General features: G+C 70.3%; 16 protein-coding genes. 9 read left to right on the forward strand and 7 right to left on the reverse strand.

The genetic code is table 11. The features are described 5' to 3' along the window. Positions 1-4: 4 nt before the first annotated feature. Together tal and tkt are read right to left on the reverse strand one after the other, a co-directional pair. Positions 5-1123, reverse strand: coding sequence for a transaldolase (tal, locus tag M2157_RS36160; RefSeq protein WP_280867312.1), 1119 nt, complete (start codon positions 1121-1123; stop codon positions 5-7). 33 nt (positions 1124-1156) lie between these two features. Then, positions 1157-3244, reverse strand: a complete 2088-nt coding sequence (gene tkt / locus M2157_RS36165) for a transketolase (protein ID WP_280867313.1) — start codon at positions 3242-3244, stop codon at positions 1157-1159. Between the two features lie 354 nt (positions 3245-3598). Between tkt and M2157_RS36170 the strand changes: the two genes are divergently transcribed. From M2157_RS36170 to M2157_RS36185, 4 genes are all read left to right on the forward strand, one after another. After that, positions 3599-4552: a heme o synthase gene (locus M2157_RS36170; protein ID WP_280856855.1), complete on the forward strand. Its 954-nt coding sequence runs from the start codon at positions 3599-3601 to the stop codon at positions 4550-4552. 44 nt (positions 4553-4596) lie between these two features. Continuing rightward, a complete protein-coding gene (locus M2157_RS36175) occupies positions 4597-4929 on the forward strand; it encodes a hypothetical protein (protein WP_280856854.1) in 333 nt (110 codons plus the stop codon). 232 nt (positions 4930-5161) lie between these two features. Continuing rightward, entirely contained in the window at positions 5162-6268 is a 1107-nt protein-coding gene (locus M2157_RS36180; RefSeq protein ID WP_280867314.1) for an amidohydrolase family protein, read from the forward strand. 18 nt (positions 6269-6286) lie between these two features. After that, entirely contained in the window at positions 6287-7003 is a 717-nt protein-coding gene (locus M2157_RS36185) for a nucleotidyltransferase domain-containing protein (protein ID WP_280867315.1), read from the forward strand. On the opposite strand, the gene M2157_RS36190 is transcribed toward M2157_RS36185, so the two are convergent. Next, positions 6958-7980 carry a COX15/CtaA family protein gene (locus M2157_RS36190; RefSeq protein WP_280867316.1) on the reverse strand — a complete coding sequence of 341 codons (1023 nt, stop codon included), beginning with the start codon at positions 7978-7980 and terminating at the stop codon, positions 6958-6960. The two genes, M2157_RS36185 and M2157_RS36190, sit on opposite strands and share 46 nt — an antisense overlap. A gap of 101 nt (positions 7981-8081) precedes the next feature. Further along, positions 8082-8987, reverse strand: coding sequence for a hypothetical protein (locus M2157_RS36195; protein ID WP_280856850.1), 906 nt, complete (start codon positions 8985-8987; stop codon positions 8082-8084). 144 nt (positions 8988-9131) lie between these two features. On the opposite strand from M2157_RS36195, the gene M2157_RS36200 reads away from it, so the two are divergent. Next, positions 9132-12476: an ABC transporter substrate-binding protein gene (locus tag M2157_RS36200; protein ID WP_280867317.1), complete on the forward strand. Its 3345-nt coding sequence runs from the start codon at positions 9132-9134 to the stop codon at positions 12474-12476. A 7-nt stretch (positions 12477-12483) separates the two neighbouring features. Here M2157_RS36200 and M2157_RS36205 read toward each other — a convergent pair whose 3' ends face one another. The 3 genes from M2157_RS36205 to M2157_RS36215 are packed head-to-tail and all read right to left on the reverse strand — an operon-like array spanning position 12484 to position 15042. Then, entirely contained in the window at positions 12484-13254 is a 771-nt protein-coding gene (locus tag M2157_RS36205; protein WP_280867318.1) for an ABC transporter permease, read from the reverse strand. Further along, positions 13251-14174: an ABC transporter ATP-binding protein gene (locus M2157_RS36210; protein WP_280856848.1), complete on the reverse strand. Its 924-nt coding sequence runs from the start codon at positions 14172-14174 to the stop codon at positions 13251-13253. Before M2157_RS36210 ends, M2157_RS36205 begins: the two co-directional genes overlap by 4 nt. 10 nt (positions 14175-14184) lie before the next feature. Next, entirely contained in the window at positions 14185-15042 is an 858-nt protein-coding gene (locus M2157_RS36215) for an AAC(3) family N-acetyltransferase (RefSeq protein WP_280867319.1), read from the reverse strand. A gap of 161 nt (positions 15043-15203) precedes the next feature. Here M2157_RS36215 and M2157_RS36220 point away from each other — a divergent pair, with 161 nt between their 5' ends. From M2157_RS36220 to M2157_RS36235, 4 genes are all read left to right on the forward strand, one after another. Next, a complete protein-coding gene (locus tag M2157_RS36220) occupies positions 15204-15947 on the forward strand; it encodes a metalloregulator ArsR/SmtB family transcription factor (RefSeq protein WP_266566363.1) in 744 nt (247 codons plus the stop codon). Then, positions 15944-17368 carry a Fe-S cluster assembly protein SufB gene (gene sufB / locus M2157_RS36225; RefSeq protein WP_266566365.1) on the forward strand — a complete coding sequence of 475 codons (1425 nt, stop codon included), beginning with the start codon at positions 15944-15946 and terminating at the stop codon, positions 17366-17368. Before M2157_RS36220 ends, sufB begins: the two co-directional genes overlap by 4 nt. 61 nt (positions 17369-17429) lie before the next feature. Further along, positions 17430-18611, forward strand: coding sequence for a Fe-S cluster assembly protein SufD (gene sufD, locus M2157_RS36230; protein WP_266525228.1), 1182 nt, complete (start codon positions 17430-17432; stop codon positions 18609-18611). After that, positions 18611-18928 (forward strand): non-heme iron oxygenase ferredoxin subunit, encoded by a 318-nt coding sequence (locus tag M2157_RS36235; protein WP_057618340.1) that lies wholly within the window; start codon positions 18611-18613, stop codon positions 18926-18928. The genes sufD and M2157_RS36235 overlap by 1 nt, the downstream gene beginning before the upstream one ends. The last annotated feature ends 7 nt before the right edge of the window (positions 18929-18935 follow it).

The following is an 18935-nucleotide window of genomic DNA, read 5'->3' on the forward strand; positions in this document are numbered from 1 at the left end:
GAGTTCAGCCCTCCGATGGGGCGAGGCGCTGGAGCTCCGCCTCGGTCGACTTGAGCAGGTCGTTCCAGGACGCCTCGAACTTCTCGACGCCCTCGTCCTCCAGGAGCTGCACGACCTCGTCGTACGAGATCCCGAGCTTCTCGACGGCGTCGAGTTCCGCACGGGCCTGCTCGTACGTACCGGCGACCGCGTTGCCGCGGATCTGGCCGTGGTCCTCGGTGGCGAACAGGGTCGCCTCCGGCATGGTGTTCACCGTGTTCGGCGCCACCAGCTCGTCGACGTACAGCGTGTCCTTGTAGGCCTTGTCCTTGACGCCGGTCGAGGCCCACAGCGGACGCTGCTTGTTCGCGCCGGCGTTCTCCAGCTTCGACCAGCGCTCGCCCGAGAAGACCTCCTCGTACGCCTGGTAGGCCAGGCGCGCGTTGGCGACGCCGGCCTTGCCGCGGGCGGCCTTGGCCTCGTCGGTGCCGAGCGCGTCGATGCGCTTGTCGATCTCGGTGTCCACGCGGGACACGAAGAAGGACGCCACGGAGTGGATCTTCGACAGGTCGAGACCCCGGTCCTTGGCCTTCTCCAGGCCGGCCAGGAACGCGTCCATGACCTCGCGGTAGCGCTCGAGCGAGAAGATCAGCGTGACGTTGACGCTGATCCCGAGGCCGATGACCTCGGTGATCGCCGGGATGCCGGCGCGGGTGGCCGGGATCTTGATGAGGGTGTTGGGGCGGTCGACCAGCCAGGCGAGCTGCTTGGCCTCGGCGACCGTCGCCTTGGTGTTGTGCGCCAGGCGCGGGTCGACCTCGATCGACACGCGACCGTCCTGGCCGCCGGTGGCGTCGAAGACCGGGCGCAGGATGTCGGCCGCGTCCCGGACGTCCGCCGTGGTGATCATGCGGATGGCCTCTTCGACCGTGACCTTGCGGGCGGCGAGGTCGGACAGCTGCTGGTCGTAGCCGTCGCCCTCGGAGATCGCCTTCTGGAAGATCGACGGGTTGGTGGTGACGCCCACGACGTGCTGCTGGTCGATCAGCTCGGCGAGGTTGCCGGACGTGATCCGCTTGCGCGACAGGTCGTCCAGCCAGATCGCCACGCCTTCCTCGGAGAGGCGCTTGAGTGCGTCTGTCATGGAATTACATCTCCTACGTGTCGTATGTGAGCGTCAGCGCTGGGCGGCGGCGAGAGATTCCCGCGCCTTCGCGGCCACGTTCTCGCCGGTGAAGCCGAACTCCTGGAAGAGGACCTTGCCGTCCGCGGAAGCACCGAAGTGCTCCAGGGAAATGATGCGACCGGCGTCCCCGACGTACTTGTGCCAGGTCAGACCGATGCCCGCCTCGACCGCGACACGGGCCCTCACGGACGGGGGCAGGACGCTGTCCCGGTACCCCTGGTCCTGCTCCTCGAACCACTCCACGGACGGCATGGAGACAACGCGCGTGGGCACCCCGTCGGCTTCCAGCTGCTCGCGTGCCTCGACGGCGACGTGCACCTCGGAACCGGTGGCGATGAGGATGACCTCGGGAGTCCCGGTGGAGGCCTCGAACAGGACGTAACCGCCCTTGGCGGCGTCCTCGTTGGGCTCGTAGGCCGGCACGCCCTGACGGGTCAGCGCCAGGCCGTGCGGGGCGCCCTTGCCGAACTCCTTGGTCCAGCGCTTGAGGATCTCGCGCCAGGCGATGGCGGTCTCGTTGGCGTCGGCCGGGCGGACCACGTTCAGGCCGGGGATCGCGCGCAGCGAGGCGATGTGCTCGACGGGCTGGTGGGTGGGGCCGTCCTCGCCCAGGCCGATGGAGTCGTGCGTCCACACGTACGTCACCGGCAGGTGCATCAACGCCGAGAGCCGGACGGCGTTGCGCATGTAGTCGGAGAAGACGAGGAACGTACCGCCGTAGATACGGGTGTTGCCGTGCAGCGCGATGCCGTTCATCTCCGCGGCCATGGAGTGCTCGCGGATGCCGAAGTGGATCGTGCGGCCGTACGGGTCCGCCTCCGGAAGCGGGTTGTCCGCCGGGAGGAAGGAACTGTTCTTGTCGATCGTGGTGTTGTTCGAGCCCGCGAGGTCGGCCGAGCCGCCCCACAGCTCGGGCACGACCGCGCCCAGCGCCTGGAGGACCTTTCCGGACGCGGCACGGGTGGCGACACCCTTGCCGGGCTCGAAGACCGGAATCGAGGACTCCCAGTCCTTGGGCAGCTCACCCGCGGCGATGCGGTCGAACGTGGCCGCGCGCTCGGAGTTGTTGCTGCGCCACTCCTGGAAGGACTTCTCCCACTCGGCCCTGGCCTGACGTCCGCGCTCCAGCGCCTGGCGGGTGTGCTCGATGACCTCGTCCGCGACCTCGAAGGACTGCTCCGGGTCGAAGCCCAGTACCCGCTTGGTCGCCGCGACCTCGTCGTCGCCGAGCGCCGAGCCGTGCGCGGCCTCGGTGTTCTGCGCGTTCGGGGCGGGCCAGGCGATGATCGAGCGCATCGCGATGAAGGACGGCTTGTCCGTCACCTGCTTCGCGGCCTCGATCGCGTTGTAGATCGCGTGCGGGTCGATGTCGCCGTCCGGCTTGGGGGCCACCCGCTGCACATGCCAGCCGTAGGCCTCGTAGCGCTTGACGGTGTCCTCGGAGACGGCCGTCTCGGTGTCGCCCTCGATCGAGATGTGGTTGTCGTCCCACAGCAGGATCAGGTTGCCGAGCTTCTGGTGGCCGGCCATCGAGGACGCCTCGGCGGAGATGCCCTCCTGAAGGCAGCCATCGCCGGCGATGGCGAAGACGAAGTGGTCGAAGGGGGAGGTGCCCTCGGCGGCCTCCGGGTCGAACAGACCGCGCTCGTAGCGGGCGGCCATCGCCATGCCCACAGCGTTGGCGACACCCTGGCCCAGCGGACCGGTGGTCGTCTCGACGCCCTTGGTGTGGCCGTACTCCGGGTGGCCCGGGGTCTTCGAGCCCCAGGTGCGGAACGCCTTCAGATCGTCCAGCTCCAGGCCGAAACCGGCCAGGTACAGCTGGGTGTAGAGGGTCAGGGACGAGTGGCCGGCGGACAGCACGAAGCGGTCACGTCCGACCCAGTCGGGGTCGGCCGGGTCGTGCCGCATCACCTTCTGGAAGAGGGTGTAGGCGGCGGGAGCCAGGCTCATCGCCGTACCGGGATGGCCGTTGCCGACCTTCTGTACGGCGTCGGCGGCCAGGACGCGGGCGGTGTCGACGGCCCGCTGGTCCAACTCGGTCCACTCGAGGTCTGTGGTGGTCGGCTTGGTGCTCACCCTGGGTCAGGGCTCCTCTCCACATGTCACGCATGTCGAAATGCCGGTGCACGGGACGCCCGGCCGTTGTCGAGCCTACCCCCGTGAGTACGTGCGTTTTTTCGAGTCATTCCAGACTGCCGGGCCGGTCGGACATCCGCCTCCCGACTGGGCCGTACCGCATTCGGCAACTGAATACGCAGCCGCTCGTAAGAGTGCTCAACCGAGTGCGCCCGAGCTCTTCCGGGGGCCTCCTCGGACACGACCCGACCCCCGCGAATATCGGGGTATGGGCAACGTCTACAGTGGCGTGGTACGCGCGAGCCTTTACCGGGACTTCACACGGGTGAGGCTTGCTGGGATGTCTCTGTAGGGGTGTGCGTGACGGCCGTCGAATCCCGTCCAGCGGGTGTGCTCGGTGCGAGCCAGAGCCCGGTTCACCGGCCGTTCGGGGCCCGTGTCAAGGCGTTCGTGGCGCTGACCAAGCCTCGGATCATCGAGCTGCTGCTCATCACCACCGTTCCGGTGATGTTCCTGGCGCAGCAGGGTGTGCCGGACCTCGAACTGGTCCTGCTCACCTGTGTCGGCGGCTACCTCTCGGCGGGCGGCGCCAACGCGCTCAACATGTACATCGACCGCGACATCGACGCGCTCATGGACCGCACCTCGCAGCGTCCACTGGTGACCGGCATGGTGTCGCCGCGCGAGTGTCTGGCCTTCGGCATCACGCTGGCGGTCGTCTCGACGCTGCTGTTCGGACTCGCCGTCAACTGGCTGAGCGCCTGGCTCTCGCTCGGAGCGCTCCTCTTCTACGTCGTCGTCTACACGATGATCCTCAAGCGCCGTACCTCGCAGAACATCGTGTGGGGCGGCATCGCCGGCTGCCTCCCGGTCCTCATCGGCTGGTCGGCCGTCACGAACTCCATGTCGTGGGCGCCGATCATCCTCTTCCTGGTCATGTTCTTCTGGACGCCGCCGCACTACTGGCCGCTGTCCATGAAGGTGCGCGAGGACTACGCGCGCGTGGGTGTGCCGATGCTGCCGGTCGTCGCCTCCAACAAGGTGGTCGCCAGGCAGATCGTCATCTACAGCTGGGTGATGGTCGCGGTCTCGCTGCTGCTGACGCCGCTCGGCTACACCGGCTGGTTCTACACGGTGGTCGCGCTGCTCGCGGGCGGCTTCTGGCTGTGGGAGGCGCACGGGCTGCAGAACCGCGCCAAGGCCGAGGTGACGGGCGCGAAGCTCAAGGAGATGCGGCTGTTCCACTGGTCGATCACCTATGTGTCGATCCTCTTCCTCGCGGTGGCGGTCGACCCCTTCCTGAGGTAAGGGTCACGTCGCCGTTCCCTCTACCCGTCGGTAGCATCCTGGTCATGGCAGACACGCAGCAGGTTGACGCGAAGGCCGAGCGCAAGGTCGCCCGGCTCGCCAAGCAGATCAGTGCCTTCTCCAAGGAGCACGGCGGCGCCGAGGGCCAGCTGGCCTACATCGGTGACCGCGGCACCCGGATCGTCCTCGTCGGCGAGGACGGCGGCTGGGGCGACCTGGTGGCCCCCTCGTACGAGATCGCCGAGAAGGCCGTCGAGAAGTCCGGCATCACCGTTCACGAGGACTTCGACGGCGAGTTCGCCGCGAAGGTGAAGACGGGGCCGTACGAGTGGACCCGGATGGCGGGCATCCAGGTGGGCGGCCCGAGCAACGGCTGATCAAACGCGCCCCAGGTGTCGCGGGGCTGGATCGACGTGCGGCTCCGCCGCGTGGGCGCGATCAGCCATGACGGCCCCGCAGTCGCGCGAAGGCCGGCGTCCTCCCTCACGGTGGGCGAAACGGCTCAACCCGCGGAGCGCTTCGCACGGGGTGTGTGACACCAACACCTGATGCCCGGTTCACCCGTTAGGACCTGTGAGCAGTGACACGGTCCAGCAACGGGGAGCCCGGATGATCGAAACGCCGTCCCTCGTGGACCAGTACTGCCACGGCGTACTGAGGACGGAGCTGGGTCTCGGCACCTTCGAGACCCAGCTGGCCCGCACCGAGGGCCCGCCCGCCCCGGGGACCACGCTGTTCGACACCCAGACGGGTTTCGCCGTACGACGATGGTGTCCGCCCCTGCTCGGCCTGGAACCGCACTGTCCGCCCGCCCGCTATCTGGCCCGGCGCCGGGAACTCGGCGTACTGGAAGCGGGCCGCAGGCTGCTGCGCGGCAGTGGCATCACGACGTATCTGGTCGACACCGGGCTGCCCGGCGACCTCACCGGGCCCACCGAGCTGGCCTCCGCCGCGGCCGCCGAGGCCCGCGAGATCGTGCGCCTGGAACTCCTCGCCGAACAGGTCGCCGACACCTCCGGCACCGTCGAGTCCTTCCTCGCCAACCTCGCCGAGTCGGTGCACGGAGCCGCCGCGAGCGCGGTCGCCTTCACGTCGGTGGCGGGGGTACGGCACGGCCTGGCGCTCGCGCCCGAGCCGCCGGGGCCGGGGGAGGTGCGGGGCGCGGCCGGCCGATGGCTGGCGGACCGCCGGGTGGGCGGCGAGCTGTCCGACCCCGTTCTGCTACGGCACCTGCTGTGGATCGCGGCCGCCTCGGGCCTGCCCCTCCAGCTGCACGCCGGGCTCGGCGAACCTGGTCTGCGCATCGACCGCACCGATCCCGTCCTGCTCACCGACTTCGTCCGGGCCACCGCGGGTCTCGGCACCGACCTCGTCCTGCTGCACAGCTACCCCTACCACCGGCACGCCGCCCATCTCGCCGGCGTCTTCCCGCACGTCTACGCCGACTCCGGAGCCGCCCTCATCCGCACCGGCGCCCGCGCGGCGACCGTCCTCGCGGAGATCCTGGAGCTGGCCCCCTTCGGCAAGATCGTCTTTTCCAGCGGGGCCCACAGCCTGCCCGAACTGCATGTCGTGGGCGCCCGCCTGTTCCGCGAGGCGCTGGCCCGGGTACTGGGCGGCTGGGTCGCGGAGGGGGCCTGGTCCCTGGCGGACGCGCAGCGGGTGGCCGGGCTGATCGCGGCGGGAAACGCGCGCAGGGTGTACGGGCTGGAGTGAGCTGTACAGGATGAGTGCATGCAGACCGAGGTGTTACTGGACCGCTTCCTGAGCGCGCTCGCCCCGCTCGCCCCCGTCGCCGTCTGGGCCCACGGCTCCCTCGCGGGCGGCGACTACCAGGAGGGCCGCAGCGACCTGGACCTGATCGCCGTCCTTCCCTCGCTGACACCCCGCACGGTCTGGCGGCTGGCGAAGGCGCACGCCCGGCTGCGGGCCGAGCCGCTGTCCGGGCAGCTGCACTGCACCTACCTGACGCCTTCGGCCGATCCGGGCCGCCGCCACCTCACCTGGGCGTACGAGGAGCTGTTCAAGCGGCCGGTCACCCCGGTGACCCGGCGCGAACTGCACGGCTTCGGGCGGGTGCTGCTGGGGGAACCGCCCGCGGAACTGCTGCCGCCGGTATCGGACCGCGAACTCACTGACTTCATCGTCCGTGACCAGCGCGACTTCTGGCGTCCGGCCCTCGACAAGGCCCCGTTGTGGACCCGGGACGTGTGGGTCGACGGGGGGCTGCTGACCTTCGCCCGCGCCAGCGTCACGCTGCGGGAGGGGCGACTGATCAGCAAGCGCGAGGCGCTGGAAGTGCTGCCGGGGCTCGGGGCGCCCGTGGAGGTCGTCGAGGACATCCGGGGGCGGCGCTACGGCGAGCCCGGACCCGTCGTCGAGAACAGGGCGGCGCTGACCCGCGGCTACCTGGGCCCGGCGATCGACGAACTGGTGGCGGCGTACGACTGAGCCGGGATCTCGGTCACGTCACCCTCGGCCCGCTCCCGCAGGGCCAGCAGGACCCGCAGGACCGCGATCCACACCAGGGCCGAGCCGAGCATGTGCAGGCCGACCAGGAACTCGGGCAGGTCGGTGAAGTACTGGACGTAGCCGATGACGCCCTGGGAGAGGAGGACCAGGAAGAGGTCCCGGGTCCGGTGCAGGGGGCCCTTGGGGGCGTCGACCGCCTTGAGGATGAACCACAGGGCGAAGGTCAGCGACACCACGATCCAGGCCAGGACCGCGTGCACCTTGGCCACGGTCTCCCAGTCCAGCGGCATCCGCTCGACCTCGCTGGAGTCACCGGCGTGCGGTCCGGCGCCGGTCACGACGGTGCCGACGAGGATCAGCAGGGCGGCGGCCGCGACCATGAACCACACCAACTGCTGCACCGGCCTGCCCACCAGCGGACGGGGCGCCGAGTCACCCTCGCGGGTGCGCTGCCACATCACCGCGGCGACCGTGATCAGGGCCGTCGCCGCCACGAAGTGGGCCGCGACGGTGTACGGGTTGAGCCCCACGAGGACGACGATGCCGCCGAGGATCGCATTGCTCATCACGATCCAGAACTGCGCCCAGCCCAGCCGGGTCAGGCTGCGCCGGTACGGCTTCTCGGAGCGCGCGGCGATGATCGCCCACCCGACGGCAGCGCACAGCACATAGGTGAGCATCCGGTTGCCGAACTCGATGGCACCGTGCACCCCCATCGCGCGAGTCGCGGTCAGCGAGTCGTCCGTGCACGTGGGCCAGGTCGGGCACCCGAGCCCCGACCCGGTCAGCCGCACCGCCCCGCCGGTGACCACGATGACCACCGCCATGACGAGCGCGGCGAGAGCCGCCCGCTGAACCGTCCGGGGAGTCGGGGTCCAGCGTGCGGCGATGAAGGCGAGCGGGTTGCGGACGGCCGCTACGGCGTCGGCGCGGGTCAGGTTCGGCACGCGTTCCATCGTAGGGGGCCGCTTGTGCACGCGTTCACGAGGGGGCGATGGGGGAGCGGGGCGCCATTCCGGGCACCCCGCCCGTTTCCTCCGCACCCCGTGCCGGACGGTCAGCGGGCGCAGATCACCTGGGCCTTGACGTACCAGGTGGCGGCTTGTCCGGGTGCCAGTTCGGACACGGTCACCCGAGCACCGGCCGGTGACCGCGTCGGGCGCAGTTCAACGGGGACAAGACGGTTGAGCGTGGACGAAGCTCCGAACAGCCGCATGCCCGCGCCGAACGCCCGGGTGCCCCGCGGGCAGTCGACCACCGCCGTCCGGGACTGGGCCGGGCCGACGGCCGCCTTCCAGCCGCTCTCGTGGAACGTCTGGCCGGCGAGCGGCCCGGCGCACACGAGGTGGACCGCGACGGACCAGGGCAGGTTCGTGGCCACCGCCTCCGCCGCCCGGGCCGAGGCCGAGCGATGGATGAGGTTGCTCATGGTCACGGAGTTGATGCCGACCCGGTGACTCGCGCCCCTCAGCCGGGCACCGGCGCCGACGAGCCGGGTACCGGCGGGGCAGGTGCCGGTGACGGTTTTGTCGGGCCTGTTCGAGTTGAACGCCGACGGGACCGTGCGATACGTCAGACCCGCGGGCTTGTCGGCGCACACCGCGTAGGCCCGCAGGTACCACCTGGCCGGGGTCCCGCCACTGATCTCCTCCGCTGTCGCGAGCCACTTGTGCCCGGACGCCGAGCGGCCCGGATACGAGCCGCGCAGGAGCACGCGACCGCCGCCGCCCACGATCCGCACGCCGCCGGCCAGGACCACCTTGCCGCTCGGGCAGGCGGCGCTGACGGAGCGCGCGGAGTCGGAGCTGAGCCGGCTGAACCGTTCGACGAACGTGTACCCGGACACCGGCGCCTGTGGTGCCTCCGGCGGAGGCACCGCCGCGTTCGCTGCCGTGGTGAACATGCCCATCCCCGTCGCCACAGCGGTGAGCCCCAGCAGCGTACGGCGCTGTCGTGTGTTCATGGCACTTCTTTCTCTCCGGCCGCAACATCCCTCGACGAGCGACATTTGTGTGAACTGGGACACACTTCAGCGCCTCGCGTCGCTAGGCTCCTTGGCAGGTGCTTGGAGGGCCTTGGCACCGGCTTGGAACGGGGGCGGTGCGCCATGGCGGCCACGGAGTTCGCCCTCCTCGGCCCCTTGCGAGTCGTGCGTTCCGGAGCCGCTCTCCCGCTGGGCGGGCCGCGACAACGTGCCGTGCTGGCCCTCCTGCTCGTCGAGCTGAACCGGACGGTCCCGACGGACCGCCTGATCGACGAGGTGTGGGACGGGGACCCGCCGGACGGGGCGGTCACCTCGGTGCAGACGTACGTCTTCCATCTGCGCAGGGCGCTGGAGCCGGATCGGGCCCGCGGTGCCCCGGGCGAGGTGCTCGAGAGCCGGAATCACGGCTACCTGCTGAGGGCCGGGCCCCTGGCCACCGACGCCGGCCGCTTCGAGGCCGGGCTGCGGGAGGGGCGGGAGGCGCTGGACGCCGGCCGGTACGCCGAGGCGGGCACGACACTTCGGCGCGCCCTCGCACTGTGGCGGGGCGCGGTGCTGGAGGACCTGGGCGACCACGGATTCGTACGGCGGGAGGCCGCCCGACTGGAGGAACTGCGCCTGTCGGCGCTCGAAGCCCGGATCGAGGCGGACCTGGCGCTGGGGCGACACACGACCGTCGTGGGCGAACTGGAGCAGCTGGCCGCCGGGCATCCGCTGCGGGAACGGCTCTCGGCGCAGCTGATGCTGGCCCTCTACCGGTGCGGCCGGCAGGCCGAGGCGCTGACCTGCTACCAGCGCCTACGGGAACGGCTGCGGGAGGAACTGGGCCTGGACCCGGACGAGTCGGTGCGGCGGGTGCACCAGGCGATCCTGGCGCACGACCCGGCCGCCGGGTCTCCACCACCGCGAACCGTGCCGGGACAGCGGCGCCGACGCCTCGCGGCCCCGGGCGTCGCCCTCACGGCGATCGCCGCTCTGTGCGCCGGCCTCGTCTCCGGGGCCGGCGCGCCCCGCCCGGCCGCCCGGGTGCTGTCGGCCAACACCGTCGGCGCGCTGTCAGGCGACGTCGGTGCGCCGGTGCCGGTGGGGCAGAGCCCGGACGGGCTCGCGTACGGGGCCGGGTCGGTGTGGGTGGCGAACAACGGTGACGACTCCGTCAGCCGTATCGATCCGCATAGCCATGCCGTGCAGCTCATCCCCGTCGGCTCCGATCCGGTCGCCGTCGCGGTGAGCGGCGACGACGTGTGGGTGGCCAACAGCGGCGACGGCACGGTCTCGCGGATCAACGCCTCGGCCGACAGGGTCGTCGACACGGTGCCGGTGGGCAACCTTCCCTCGGCCATATCGGCCGGCCCCGCCGGGGTGTGGGTCGCGCTCGGCGGGGACAACGCCGTCCGACGGATCGACACGGAGACCGGACGGGCCGGAAAGGCCGTCGCGGTGGGCGGCGGGCCCGCCGGTATCGGTGTGGGTGAGCGGACCGTGTGGGTCGCCAACAGTCTCGACGGCACGGTGACCCCGATCGACGCCGGCACGGCCCAGGCTCGCGGGCCCGTCCCGGTGGGCGCGGGACCACAGGGAGTCGCCGTCACCCAGGAGGCGGTGTGGGTCGCCAACGGGCTCTCGCTCACCGTCTCCCGCATCGACACCCGCACCGGCGTGACCACCACTCAGGAGGTGGGGGACGGTCCTCGTGCCGTGGTGGCGGGACCGGACGGCGTCTGGGTGAGCAACGAGTACGACGCCACCGTCGTCCGGCTCGATCCCCGTACGGGCCGGCCGTTGCGCACGATTCCCACGGGCAGCGCGCCGCGGGGGCTCGCCCTGGCCGGGGGGACGGTGTGGGCGGCGGGACGCGCCCTCGCGGCGCCGGGGCACCGGGGCGGCACGCTGACCGTGCTGGGCTGGGGTGGTGCCACCGACTACGGCATCGATCCGGCGAGCGTCTACAACGCGGAGGCCGGCCTGGCCCTCAGCGTCGCCTACGACCACCTCGTGGGCTGGCGCCAGTCGCCCGGCGGATCGGAGCTCACCCTGGTTCCGGACCTGGCCGACGAACTCCCGCGGCCCACCGACGGCGGGCGCACCTACACGTTCGCGCTGCGCCGGGGGCTGCGGTACTCCGACGGCCGCCGGGTCGCACCGGCTGACTTCCTGCGGGGCGCCCTGCGGGCTCTGACCGCCCACGAAGGCAATCCCGGGTACTTCACGAGGATCGTCGGCGGCGCCGCGTGTGTGGCCCGTCCGCAGCGGTGCGACCTCTCGCGCGGGATCAGCACCGACGACGACACGAACACGGTGACCTTCCACCTCACCGCTGCGGACCCGGCGTTTCTGTACAAGCTCACGATGTTCGTCGTGCCGACGCCTCCAGGTGTCCAGGACCCGAACGTCGGCTTCCGTCCACTGCCCGCGACCGGCCCGTACCAGGTGGCCGACTACCGGAAGGGCAAGCAGCTCACGCTGAAGCGGAACCCGTTTTTCCGGGAGTGGTCCCATGTGGCCCAGCCGGCCGGATATCCCGACGTCATCCGCTGGCGGACGTTCGAATCGACGCAGCAACAGGTGGCAGAGGTGAACGCCGGGCGGGCCGACCTGGCGATCCAGCTGAACACCCACCCCGAACCGTCCTACCTCCGGCAGCTCGCCGTGCGGTATCCGACGCGGCTGCACACCAGCTCCTCGTTCTTCACGGTGTACGAGACGTTCAACACGAGGGTGCCGCCCTTCGACGACCGGCGGGTCAGGCGAGCACTGTCCTACGCCGTGGACCGCGACCGGCTGGTGGACCTGATGGGCGGTTCCCAGATCGTGTCTTCCACCTGCCAGTCCCTGCCCAAGGGCTTTCCCGGCTATCGGCCCTACTGTCCGTACACGCGGCAACCGGGCGCGGACGGCGTGTGGCAGGGGCCCGATCTCGCCAGGGCCAGGAAGCTGATCGCGGAGTCGGGCACCCGGGGCATGGAGGTGGGGGTGTGGACCTGGAGCATGGAGTCCGCCCGCCGCGCCGCCGCGTACCTCGTGGACCTCCTGGACGAACTCGGCTACCGGGCGACCCTGCACGTTCTGCCTGACGACCGCTACTGGAACACGGTGGGGGACTCACGGACACGGGCCCAGCTGGTGTTCCAGGGGTGGGTGCCCGACTATCCGTCCTCGGGCACCTACTTCACCCCCCTCCTCACCTGTGACGGCTTCAGGCCGGCCGACGGCCCCGGCACCCTGAACTACGCCGAGTACTGCTCTCCGTCCTTCGACCGGCTCGTCGACACGGCGCAGGCCGCCGAGCGCGTCGATCCCGGCAGGGCGCGGCAGCTGTGGGCCCGGATCGACCGGAGGGTCATCGACGAGGCGCTCTGGCTGCCCGTGGTGAACTTCAAGCAGGTGGCCTTCACGTCCACCCGCCTCGGCAACTACCAGGCGACGCCGGCCTTCGGCCCGATCGTGTCCCAGATGTGGGTCCGCTGACCCCTACTCACTCCCAGCGGAAGAAGCGCCCCGCCGCGGCCAGACCCGCCACGGCCCATACCGCCAGAATCCCCAGGTCGCCCCACGGCACCCCGGCACCGTGCTGCAGTACGTCCCGCAGGCCGTCCGAGAGGGCCGTGATCGGCAGCAGACCCAATACGTCCTGGGCGCCTGAAGGGAACTTGGACAGGGGGACCATCACGCCGCCGCCCACCAGCAGCAGGAGGAAGACCAGGTTCGCCGCCGCCAGGGTCGCCTCCGCTTTCAGGGTGCCGGCCATGAGGAGGCCGAGGCCGGAGAAGGCCGCCGTGCCGAGGATCAGGAGCAGGAGGACGGAGAAGGGGTTGCCGTGCGGGGACCAGCCCAGCGCGAAGGCGATCACCGTCAGCAGGATCACCTGGAGGATCTCCGTCACCAGGACCGATGCCGTTTTCGCCGTCATCAGGCCCCAGCGGGGGAGCGGGGAGGAGGCCAGACGCTTCAGGACGCCGTATCGGCGTTCGAAGCCGGTCGCGATCGCCTGGCCCGTGAAGGCCGTCGACATGACCGCGAGGGCCAGGACGCCGGGAGTGAGGAAGTCCACCGCCTTGCCCTCGTCCGTGTCGATGATGTCCACGGAGCTGAACAGGACCAGAACGAGGGTCGGGATCACCACCGTCAGCAGGAGCTGTTCGCCGTTGCGCAGGAGCATCTTCGTCTCCAGGACGGCCTGGGTCGCGATCATGCGTCCCAGCGGTGCCGCGCCCGGCTTCGGGGTGTACATACCGGTGGCCGTCACGCGCGCAGCTCCTTGCCCGTGAGCTCCAGAAAAACGTCTTCCAGGGTGTGCCGTTCCACCGAGATCTTCTCCGGCATCACGCCGTGCTGGGCGCACCAGGACGTCACCGTCGCCAGCAGTTGCGGGTTGACCTTGCCGACCACCCGGTAGGAGCCGGGGGTCAGCTCCGCCGCCGAGCAGTCGGCGGGGAGGGCCTTGAGGAGCGAGCCCACGTCGAGCCCGGGGCGGCCCATGAAGCGCAGGGTGTTCTCGGCGCCGCCCCGGCACAGCTCCTCCGGGGTGCCCTGGGCGATGACCCGGCCGCCGTCGATGATCGCCACGTCGTCGGCGAGCTGCTCGGCCTCGTCCATGTAGTGCGTGGTGAGGATGACCGAGACGCCGTCCGCGCGCAGGTCGCGGACCAGGTCCCAGGTCCCGCGGCGGGCCTGTGGGTCCAGGCCGGCGGTCGGCTCGTCCAGGAACACCAGCTCCGGGCGGCCGACCACGGCCATGGCGAGCGCCAGCCGCTGCTGCTGGCCGCCGGACAGGCGCCGGTACGTCGTCCGGCCGCAACTGCCGAGGCCCAGGCGGTCGATCAGCGCGTCCACGTCGAGCGGGTGTGCGTGGAGCTTGGCCACGTGCCGCAGCATCTCGTCGGCCCGGGCGCCCGAGTACACGCCCCCGGACTGCAGCATCACGCCGATCCTCGGGTGCAGCTCACGGGCCTGCCGCACCGGGTCGAGGCCCAGGACCCGTACCGTGCCGGAGTCCGCCTGCCGGTATCCCTCGCAGATCTCGACCGTCGTCGTCTTGCCCGCGCCGTTGGGCCCGAGTACGGCGGTCACGCCCGCCCGGGCCACCAGGTCGAGGCCGTCCACGGCGGTCTTCGTGCCGTACCGCTTCACCAGGGCGTGGACCTGGACCACGGGCTCACTTCGCATGGGCCCGAGTCTAGGTTCGCGGCCCGCGCCGCAGACGGGCGGGTGCAGGATCTCCACCCAGCGCGTTCTGAGGGGCGTCCTCCCGTGAGCGGTGCAGCGTCAGCCACCGCTGCGCGTACCGTACGGCGTCCGCCACCGGGAACAGCCGTGCGTCGGCCGCGCCCACCTTTCCGCGTATCACGATGGCCTCGTCGCGCTCGAAGTCGTAGCCCAGTTCGTCGAAGCGGTCGGAGGTGATCGAGACCTCCGTCACCACCTCCCACCCGTTCGGTCCCGGGCGGCCGACCCTGACGAGCGGGCTCGGGACGCGGTATTCGGCGAGATGGAAGCTCGTGCAGGTGTCGTAGCCCGCGCCGAGGAGCAGCACGCGCGCGTGGAGGGCCTCGAGGCGGGCCAGCGGGCTGTGCTCACCGAGGCGGCAGTCGGGGGCGTGGCCGTCCAGCACCGCGTGCGCGCGGGGGCCTGTCGCCGCGAAGGAGGTCTGCGGGTGCACGCTGCGCCGGGCGCCGGGCCAGGTGCGCACCGTCTCCGGTATCACGCCGACCCCGCGCGAGGGCGTGACGAGGGGGTCGTAGGCGGGCATGGTCGCCCGGATCGTGTCCCACCACTCCTCCGGCACCGGCGGGTTGCTCCACACCGCCGGGTCGGAAAGGTCGCCGGTCTGGGTGGGGACCACGAGGGTGCCGTCCGGGCCGAGGGCGTCGAGCAGTCCCTGGACCACCGCGACGGGGCCTCCGCAGACCCAGCCGAGGGCGCTCAGGGAGGAGTGCACGAGGAGGATCTCGCCGCTGCGGACACCCAGCGCGTGCAGCTCCCCCGCGAGGCTGTCGCGGGTGACAAGTGGGCCGGTGGGAGGTGGTTTCGGCATGGTTCGCGAGTGTCCCTGACATGGCCGCGATATGCCACCGGTTTGATCGATCAAAGATCGTTCTCCCAGGTCAGGTTAGGGATGCCTAAGTGATGCAGGGCACCGTCCATCGGGTGGGACGCGGGTTGCCCGGTCCTGAGGAATTACGCAACAATGGCGTTGTGAAAAACGTCGGCGAGGCTCGGGAGACCCCCACGGGGGCCCCTCAGGAGGAGCTCGCGACCGGTGAGCGGTCCACCCGCAACCGCGTCGCGCGATCCATCCTGGACCACGGCCCGTCGACCGTCGCCGAGCTGGCCGGACGACTGGGCCTCACCCATGCGGCCGTACGGCGTCATCTGGACGCCCTGGCGGCCGACGAGGTCGTGGAGGCGCGGGAGCAGCGGGTGTACGGCGCGCGGACGCGCGGCCGCCCCGCCAAGGTCTTCGCGCTCACCGACTGCGGCCGGGACGCCTTCGACCAGTCCTACGACAAGCTCGCCGCGGACGCCCTGAGCTGGATTCAGGAGCGATTCGGCGGGGACGAGGCGGTCGTCGCCTTCGCCCGCGCGAGGATCGCCGCGCAGGCCGAGGAGTACCGCAAGGCCGTCGAGTCCGCCGCCCCCGAGGAGCGCACCGAAGCCCTGGCCAAGGCCCTGAGCGCGGACGGGTACGCTGCTACGGCGCGGAGCGCACCGGTCGGCGAGCAGCTCTGCCAGCACCACTGCCCGGTGGCCCATGTCGCTGAGAAGTTCCCCCAGCTGTGTGATGCGGAGACCGAGATCTTCTCCCAGCTGCTCGGAACGCACGTCCAGCGACTGGCGACCATCGCGCACGGCGACGGCGTCTGCACGACGTTCATCCCCAAGATTTCCCAGACCACTGATAACGCATCCGCAAGTACCGCCGGGAGGAACCCCGCATGACACTCCCCATCGAGGAGACCGCCCACCCTGAGCTCGAGGGTCTGGGCAACTACGAATACGGCTGGGCCGACTCCGACGTGGCTGGTGCCTCTGCCAAGCGCGGTATCAACGAGGACGTCGTCCGGGACATCTCCGCCAAGAAGAACGAGCCGGAGTGGATGACCAAGCTCCGCCTCAAGGGTCTGCGCCTGTTCGGCAAGAAGCCCATGCCGAACTGGGGCTCGGACCTCTCCGGCATCGACTTCGACAACATCAAGTACTTCGTGCGCTCCACGGAGAAGCAGGCGGAGTCCTGGGAGGACCTGCCCGAGGACATCAAGAACACGTACGACAAGCTCGGCATCCCCGAGGCGGAGAAGCAGCGCCTCGTCGCCGGTGTCGCGGCCCAGTACGAGTCCGAGGTCGTCTACCACCAGATCCGTGAGGATCTGGAGGAGCAGGGCGTCATCTTCCTGGACACCGACACCGCGCTGAAGGAGCACCCGGAGCTCTTCAAGGAGTACTTCGGCACCGTCATCCCGGTCGGCGACAACAAGTTCGCGTCGCTGAACACCGCGGTGTGGTCCGGCGGCTCCTTCATCTACGTGCCGAAGGGCGTGCACGTCGAGATCCCGCTCCAGGCCTACTTCCGTATCAACACGGAGAACATGGGCCAGTTCGAGCGGACGCTGATCATCGTCGACGAGGACGCCTACGTCCACTACGTCGAGGGCTGTACGGCGCCGATCTACAAGTCGGACTCCCTGCACTCCGCGGTCGTCGAGATCATCGTCAAGAAGGGCGCCCGCTGCCGTTACACGACCATCCAGAACTGGTCGAACAACGTCTACAACCTGGTCACCAAGCGCGCCGTGGCGTACGAGGGCGCGACCATGGAGTGGATCGACGGCAACATCGGCTCCAAGGTGACGATGAAGTACCCGGCCGTCTACCTGATGGGCGAGCACGCCAAGGGCGAGACCCTGTCCATCGCCTTCGCGGGCGAGGGGCAGCACCAGGACGCCGGCTCCAAGATGGTCCACATGGCGCCGAACACCTCCTCCAACATCGTCTCCAAGTCGGTGGCGCGCGGTGGCGGCCGTACGTCCTACCGCGGTCTCGTCGAGATCGGCGAGGGCGCGCACGGCTCGAAGTCCAACGTGCTGTGCGACGCGCTGCTCGTCGACACCATCTCCCGCTCCGACACGTACCCCTACGTGGACGTCCGCGAGGACGACGTGTCCATGGGCCACGAGGCGACCGTCTCCAAGGTCTCCGAGGACCAGCTCTTCTACCTGATGAGCCGTGGTCTGAGCGAGTTCGAGGCGATGGCCATGATCGTGCGCGGCTTCGTCGAGCCCATCGCGAAGGAACTCCCCATGGAGTACGCCCTCGAGCTCAACCGGCTGATCGAGCTGCAGATGGAAGGCGCGGTCGGTTAAGACCGGTCTCCCCAACAGCAGCCAGCGAAATCTGACGTAGGAAGAGAGCAGACCGACAGCCATGGCTGAGGCTCAGAACATCCCCGTGGGCTCCACCACCGCGGGCCAGATCGCGGTGGCCGCCGAGTCGACCGTCGCCACGCGCATGAGTGCGCCCCCGTCCTTCGACGTGGCGGACTTCCCGGTCCCCCACGGCCGCGAGGAGGAGTGGCGGTTCACCCCGCTGGAGCGGCTGCGCGGGCTGCACGACGGCACCGCGGTCGCCACCGGCGACGGCGTGAAGGTCGACATCGCGGCGCCCGAGGGGGTCGTGATCGAGACCGTCGGCCGCGACGACGCCCGGCTCGGCAGGGCCGGCACCCCGGTGGACCGCATCGCCGCCCAGGCGTACTCGGCGTTCGAGAAGGCCGGCGTGATCACCGTCCCCAAGGAGACGGTCCTCACCGAGCCGATCCGTATCGCCGTGCACGGCGAGGGCGGTGTCTCCTACGGCCACCAGGTCATCGAGCTGGGTGCCTTCGCCGAGGCCGTCGTCGTCATCGACCACACCGGTGACGCCGTACTCGCCGCCAACGTCGACTACGTCCTGGGTGACGGCGCCAAGCTGACCGTCGTCTCCGTCCAGGACTGGGACGACAAGGCCGTGCACGTGGCCCAGCACAACGCGCTGATCGGCCGGGACGCCACCTTCAAGTCGTTCGTGGTCACCTTCGGCGGCGACCTCGTCCGGCTGCACCCGCGCGTCGCCTACGCCGGCACCGGCGGCGAGGCCGAGCTGTTCGGTCTGTACTTCACGGACGCCGGCCAGCACCAGGAGCACCGCCTCCTGGTCGACCACAACACCCCGCACTGCAAGTCGAACGTCGCCTACAAGGGCGCGCTCCAGGGCGAGGGCGCCCACGCGGTGTGGATCGGTGACGTGCTCATCGAGGCCAAGGCCGAGGGCACGGACACGTACGAGATGAACCGCAACCTCGTCCTCACCGACGGCGCCCGGGTCGACTCCGTGCCGAACCTGGAGATCGAGACCGGCGAGATCGTCGGAGCCGGCCACGCGAGTGCGACCGGCCGCTTCGACGACGAGCAGCTCTTCTATCTGATGGCCCGCGGCATCCCGGCCGACGAGGCCCGGCGCCTCGTCGTCCGTGGCTTCTTCGCCGAGCTGGTCCAGCAGATCGGCGTCGACGACATCGAAGAGCGCCTTCTCGTGAAGATCGACGAGGAGCTGGAGGCCACTGTCTGATGGCTTTCGTACGCGCCTGTGGGCTGAGCGAGCTGGAGGAGGACACCCCGAAGCGGGTGGAACTCGACGGCACGCCGGTCTCGGTCGTGCAGACCGAGGGGGAGGTGTTCGCGATTCACGACATCTGCTCGCACGCGAACGTCTCGCTCTCCGAGGGCGAGGTGGAGGACTGCCAGATCGAGTGCTGGCTGCACGGCTCCAGCTTCGACCTGCGCACCGGCAAACCGTCCGGCCTTCCCGCGACGCGCCCCGTCCCCGTATACCCCGTAAAGATCGAAGGGGACGATGTGCTCGTCTCCCTTTCCCAGGAGTCCTGAGGCACCC

Origin of the sequence: Streptomyces sp. SAI-127, from assembly GCF_029894425.1 — a bacterium.
In the GTDB taxonomy this organism is placed as follows: Bacteria; Actinomycetota; Actinomycetes; order Streptomycetales; family Streptomycetaceae; genus Streptomyces.

Excerpts from the sequence above, each read along its gene's own strand:
- M2157_RS36180 (WP_280867314.1), top strand. The coding sequence starts at position 5,162 with ATGATCGAAACGCCGTCCCTCGTGGACCAGTACTGCCACGGCGTACTG.
- tal (WP_280867312.1), bottom strand. The coding sequence starts at position 1,123 with ATGACAGACGCACTCAAGCGCCTCTCCGAGGAAGGCGTGGCGATCTGG.
- M2157_RS36190 (WP_280867316.1), bottom strand. The coding sequence starts at position 7,980 with ATGGAACGCGTGCCGAACCTGACCCGCGCCGACGCCGTAGCGGCCGTC.
- M2157_RS36185 (WP_280867315.1), top strand. The coding sequence starts at position 6,287 with ATGCAGACCGAGGTGTTACTGGACCGCTTCCTGAGCGCGCTCGCCCCG.
- sufD (WP_266525228.1), top strand. The coding sequence starts at position 17,430 with ATGGCTGAGGCTCAGAACATCCCCGTGGGCTCCACCACCGCGGGCCAG.
- M2157_RS36210 (WP_280856848.1), bottom strand. The coding sequence starts at position 14,174 with ATGCGAAGTGAGCCCGTGGTCCAGGTCCACGCCCTGGTGAAGCGGTAC.
- M2157_RS36195 (WP_280856850.1), bottom strand. The coding sequence starts at position 8,987 with ATGAACACACGACAGCGCCGTACGCTGCTGGGGCTCACCGCTGTGGCG.
- sufB (WP_266566365.1), top strand. The coding sequence starts at position 15,944 with ATGACACTCCCCATCGAGGAGACCGCCCACCCTGAGCTCGAGGGTCTG.
- M2157_RS36175 (WP_280856854.1), top strand. The coding sequence starts at position 4,597 with ATGGCAGACACGCAGCAGGTTGACGCGAAGGCCGAGCGCAAGGTCGCC.
- M2157_RS36200 (WP_280867317.1), top strand. The coding sequence starts at position 9,132 with ATGGCGGCCACGGAGTTCGCCCTCCTCGGCCCCTTGCGAGTCGTGCGT.
- M2157_RS36215 (WP_280867319.1), bottom strand. The coding sequence starts at position 15,042 with ATGCCGAAACCACCTCCCACCGGCCCACTTGTCACCCGCGACAGCCTC.
- M2157_RS36235 (WP_057618340.1), top strand. The coding sequence starts at position 18,611 with ATGGCTTTCGTACGCGCCTGTGGGCTGAGCGAGCTGGAGGAGGACACC.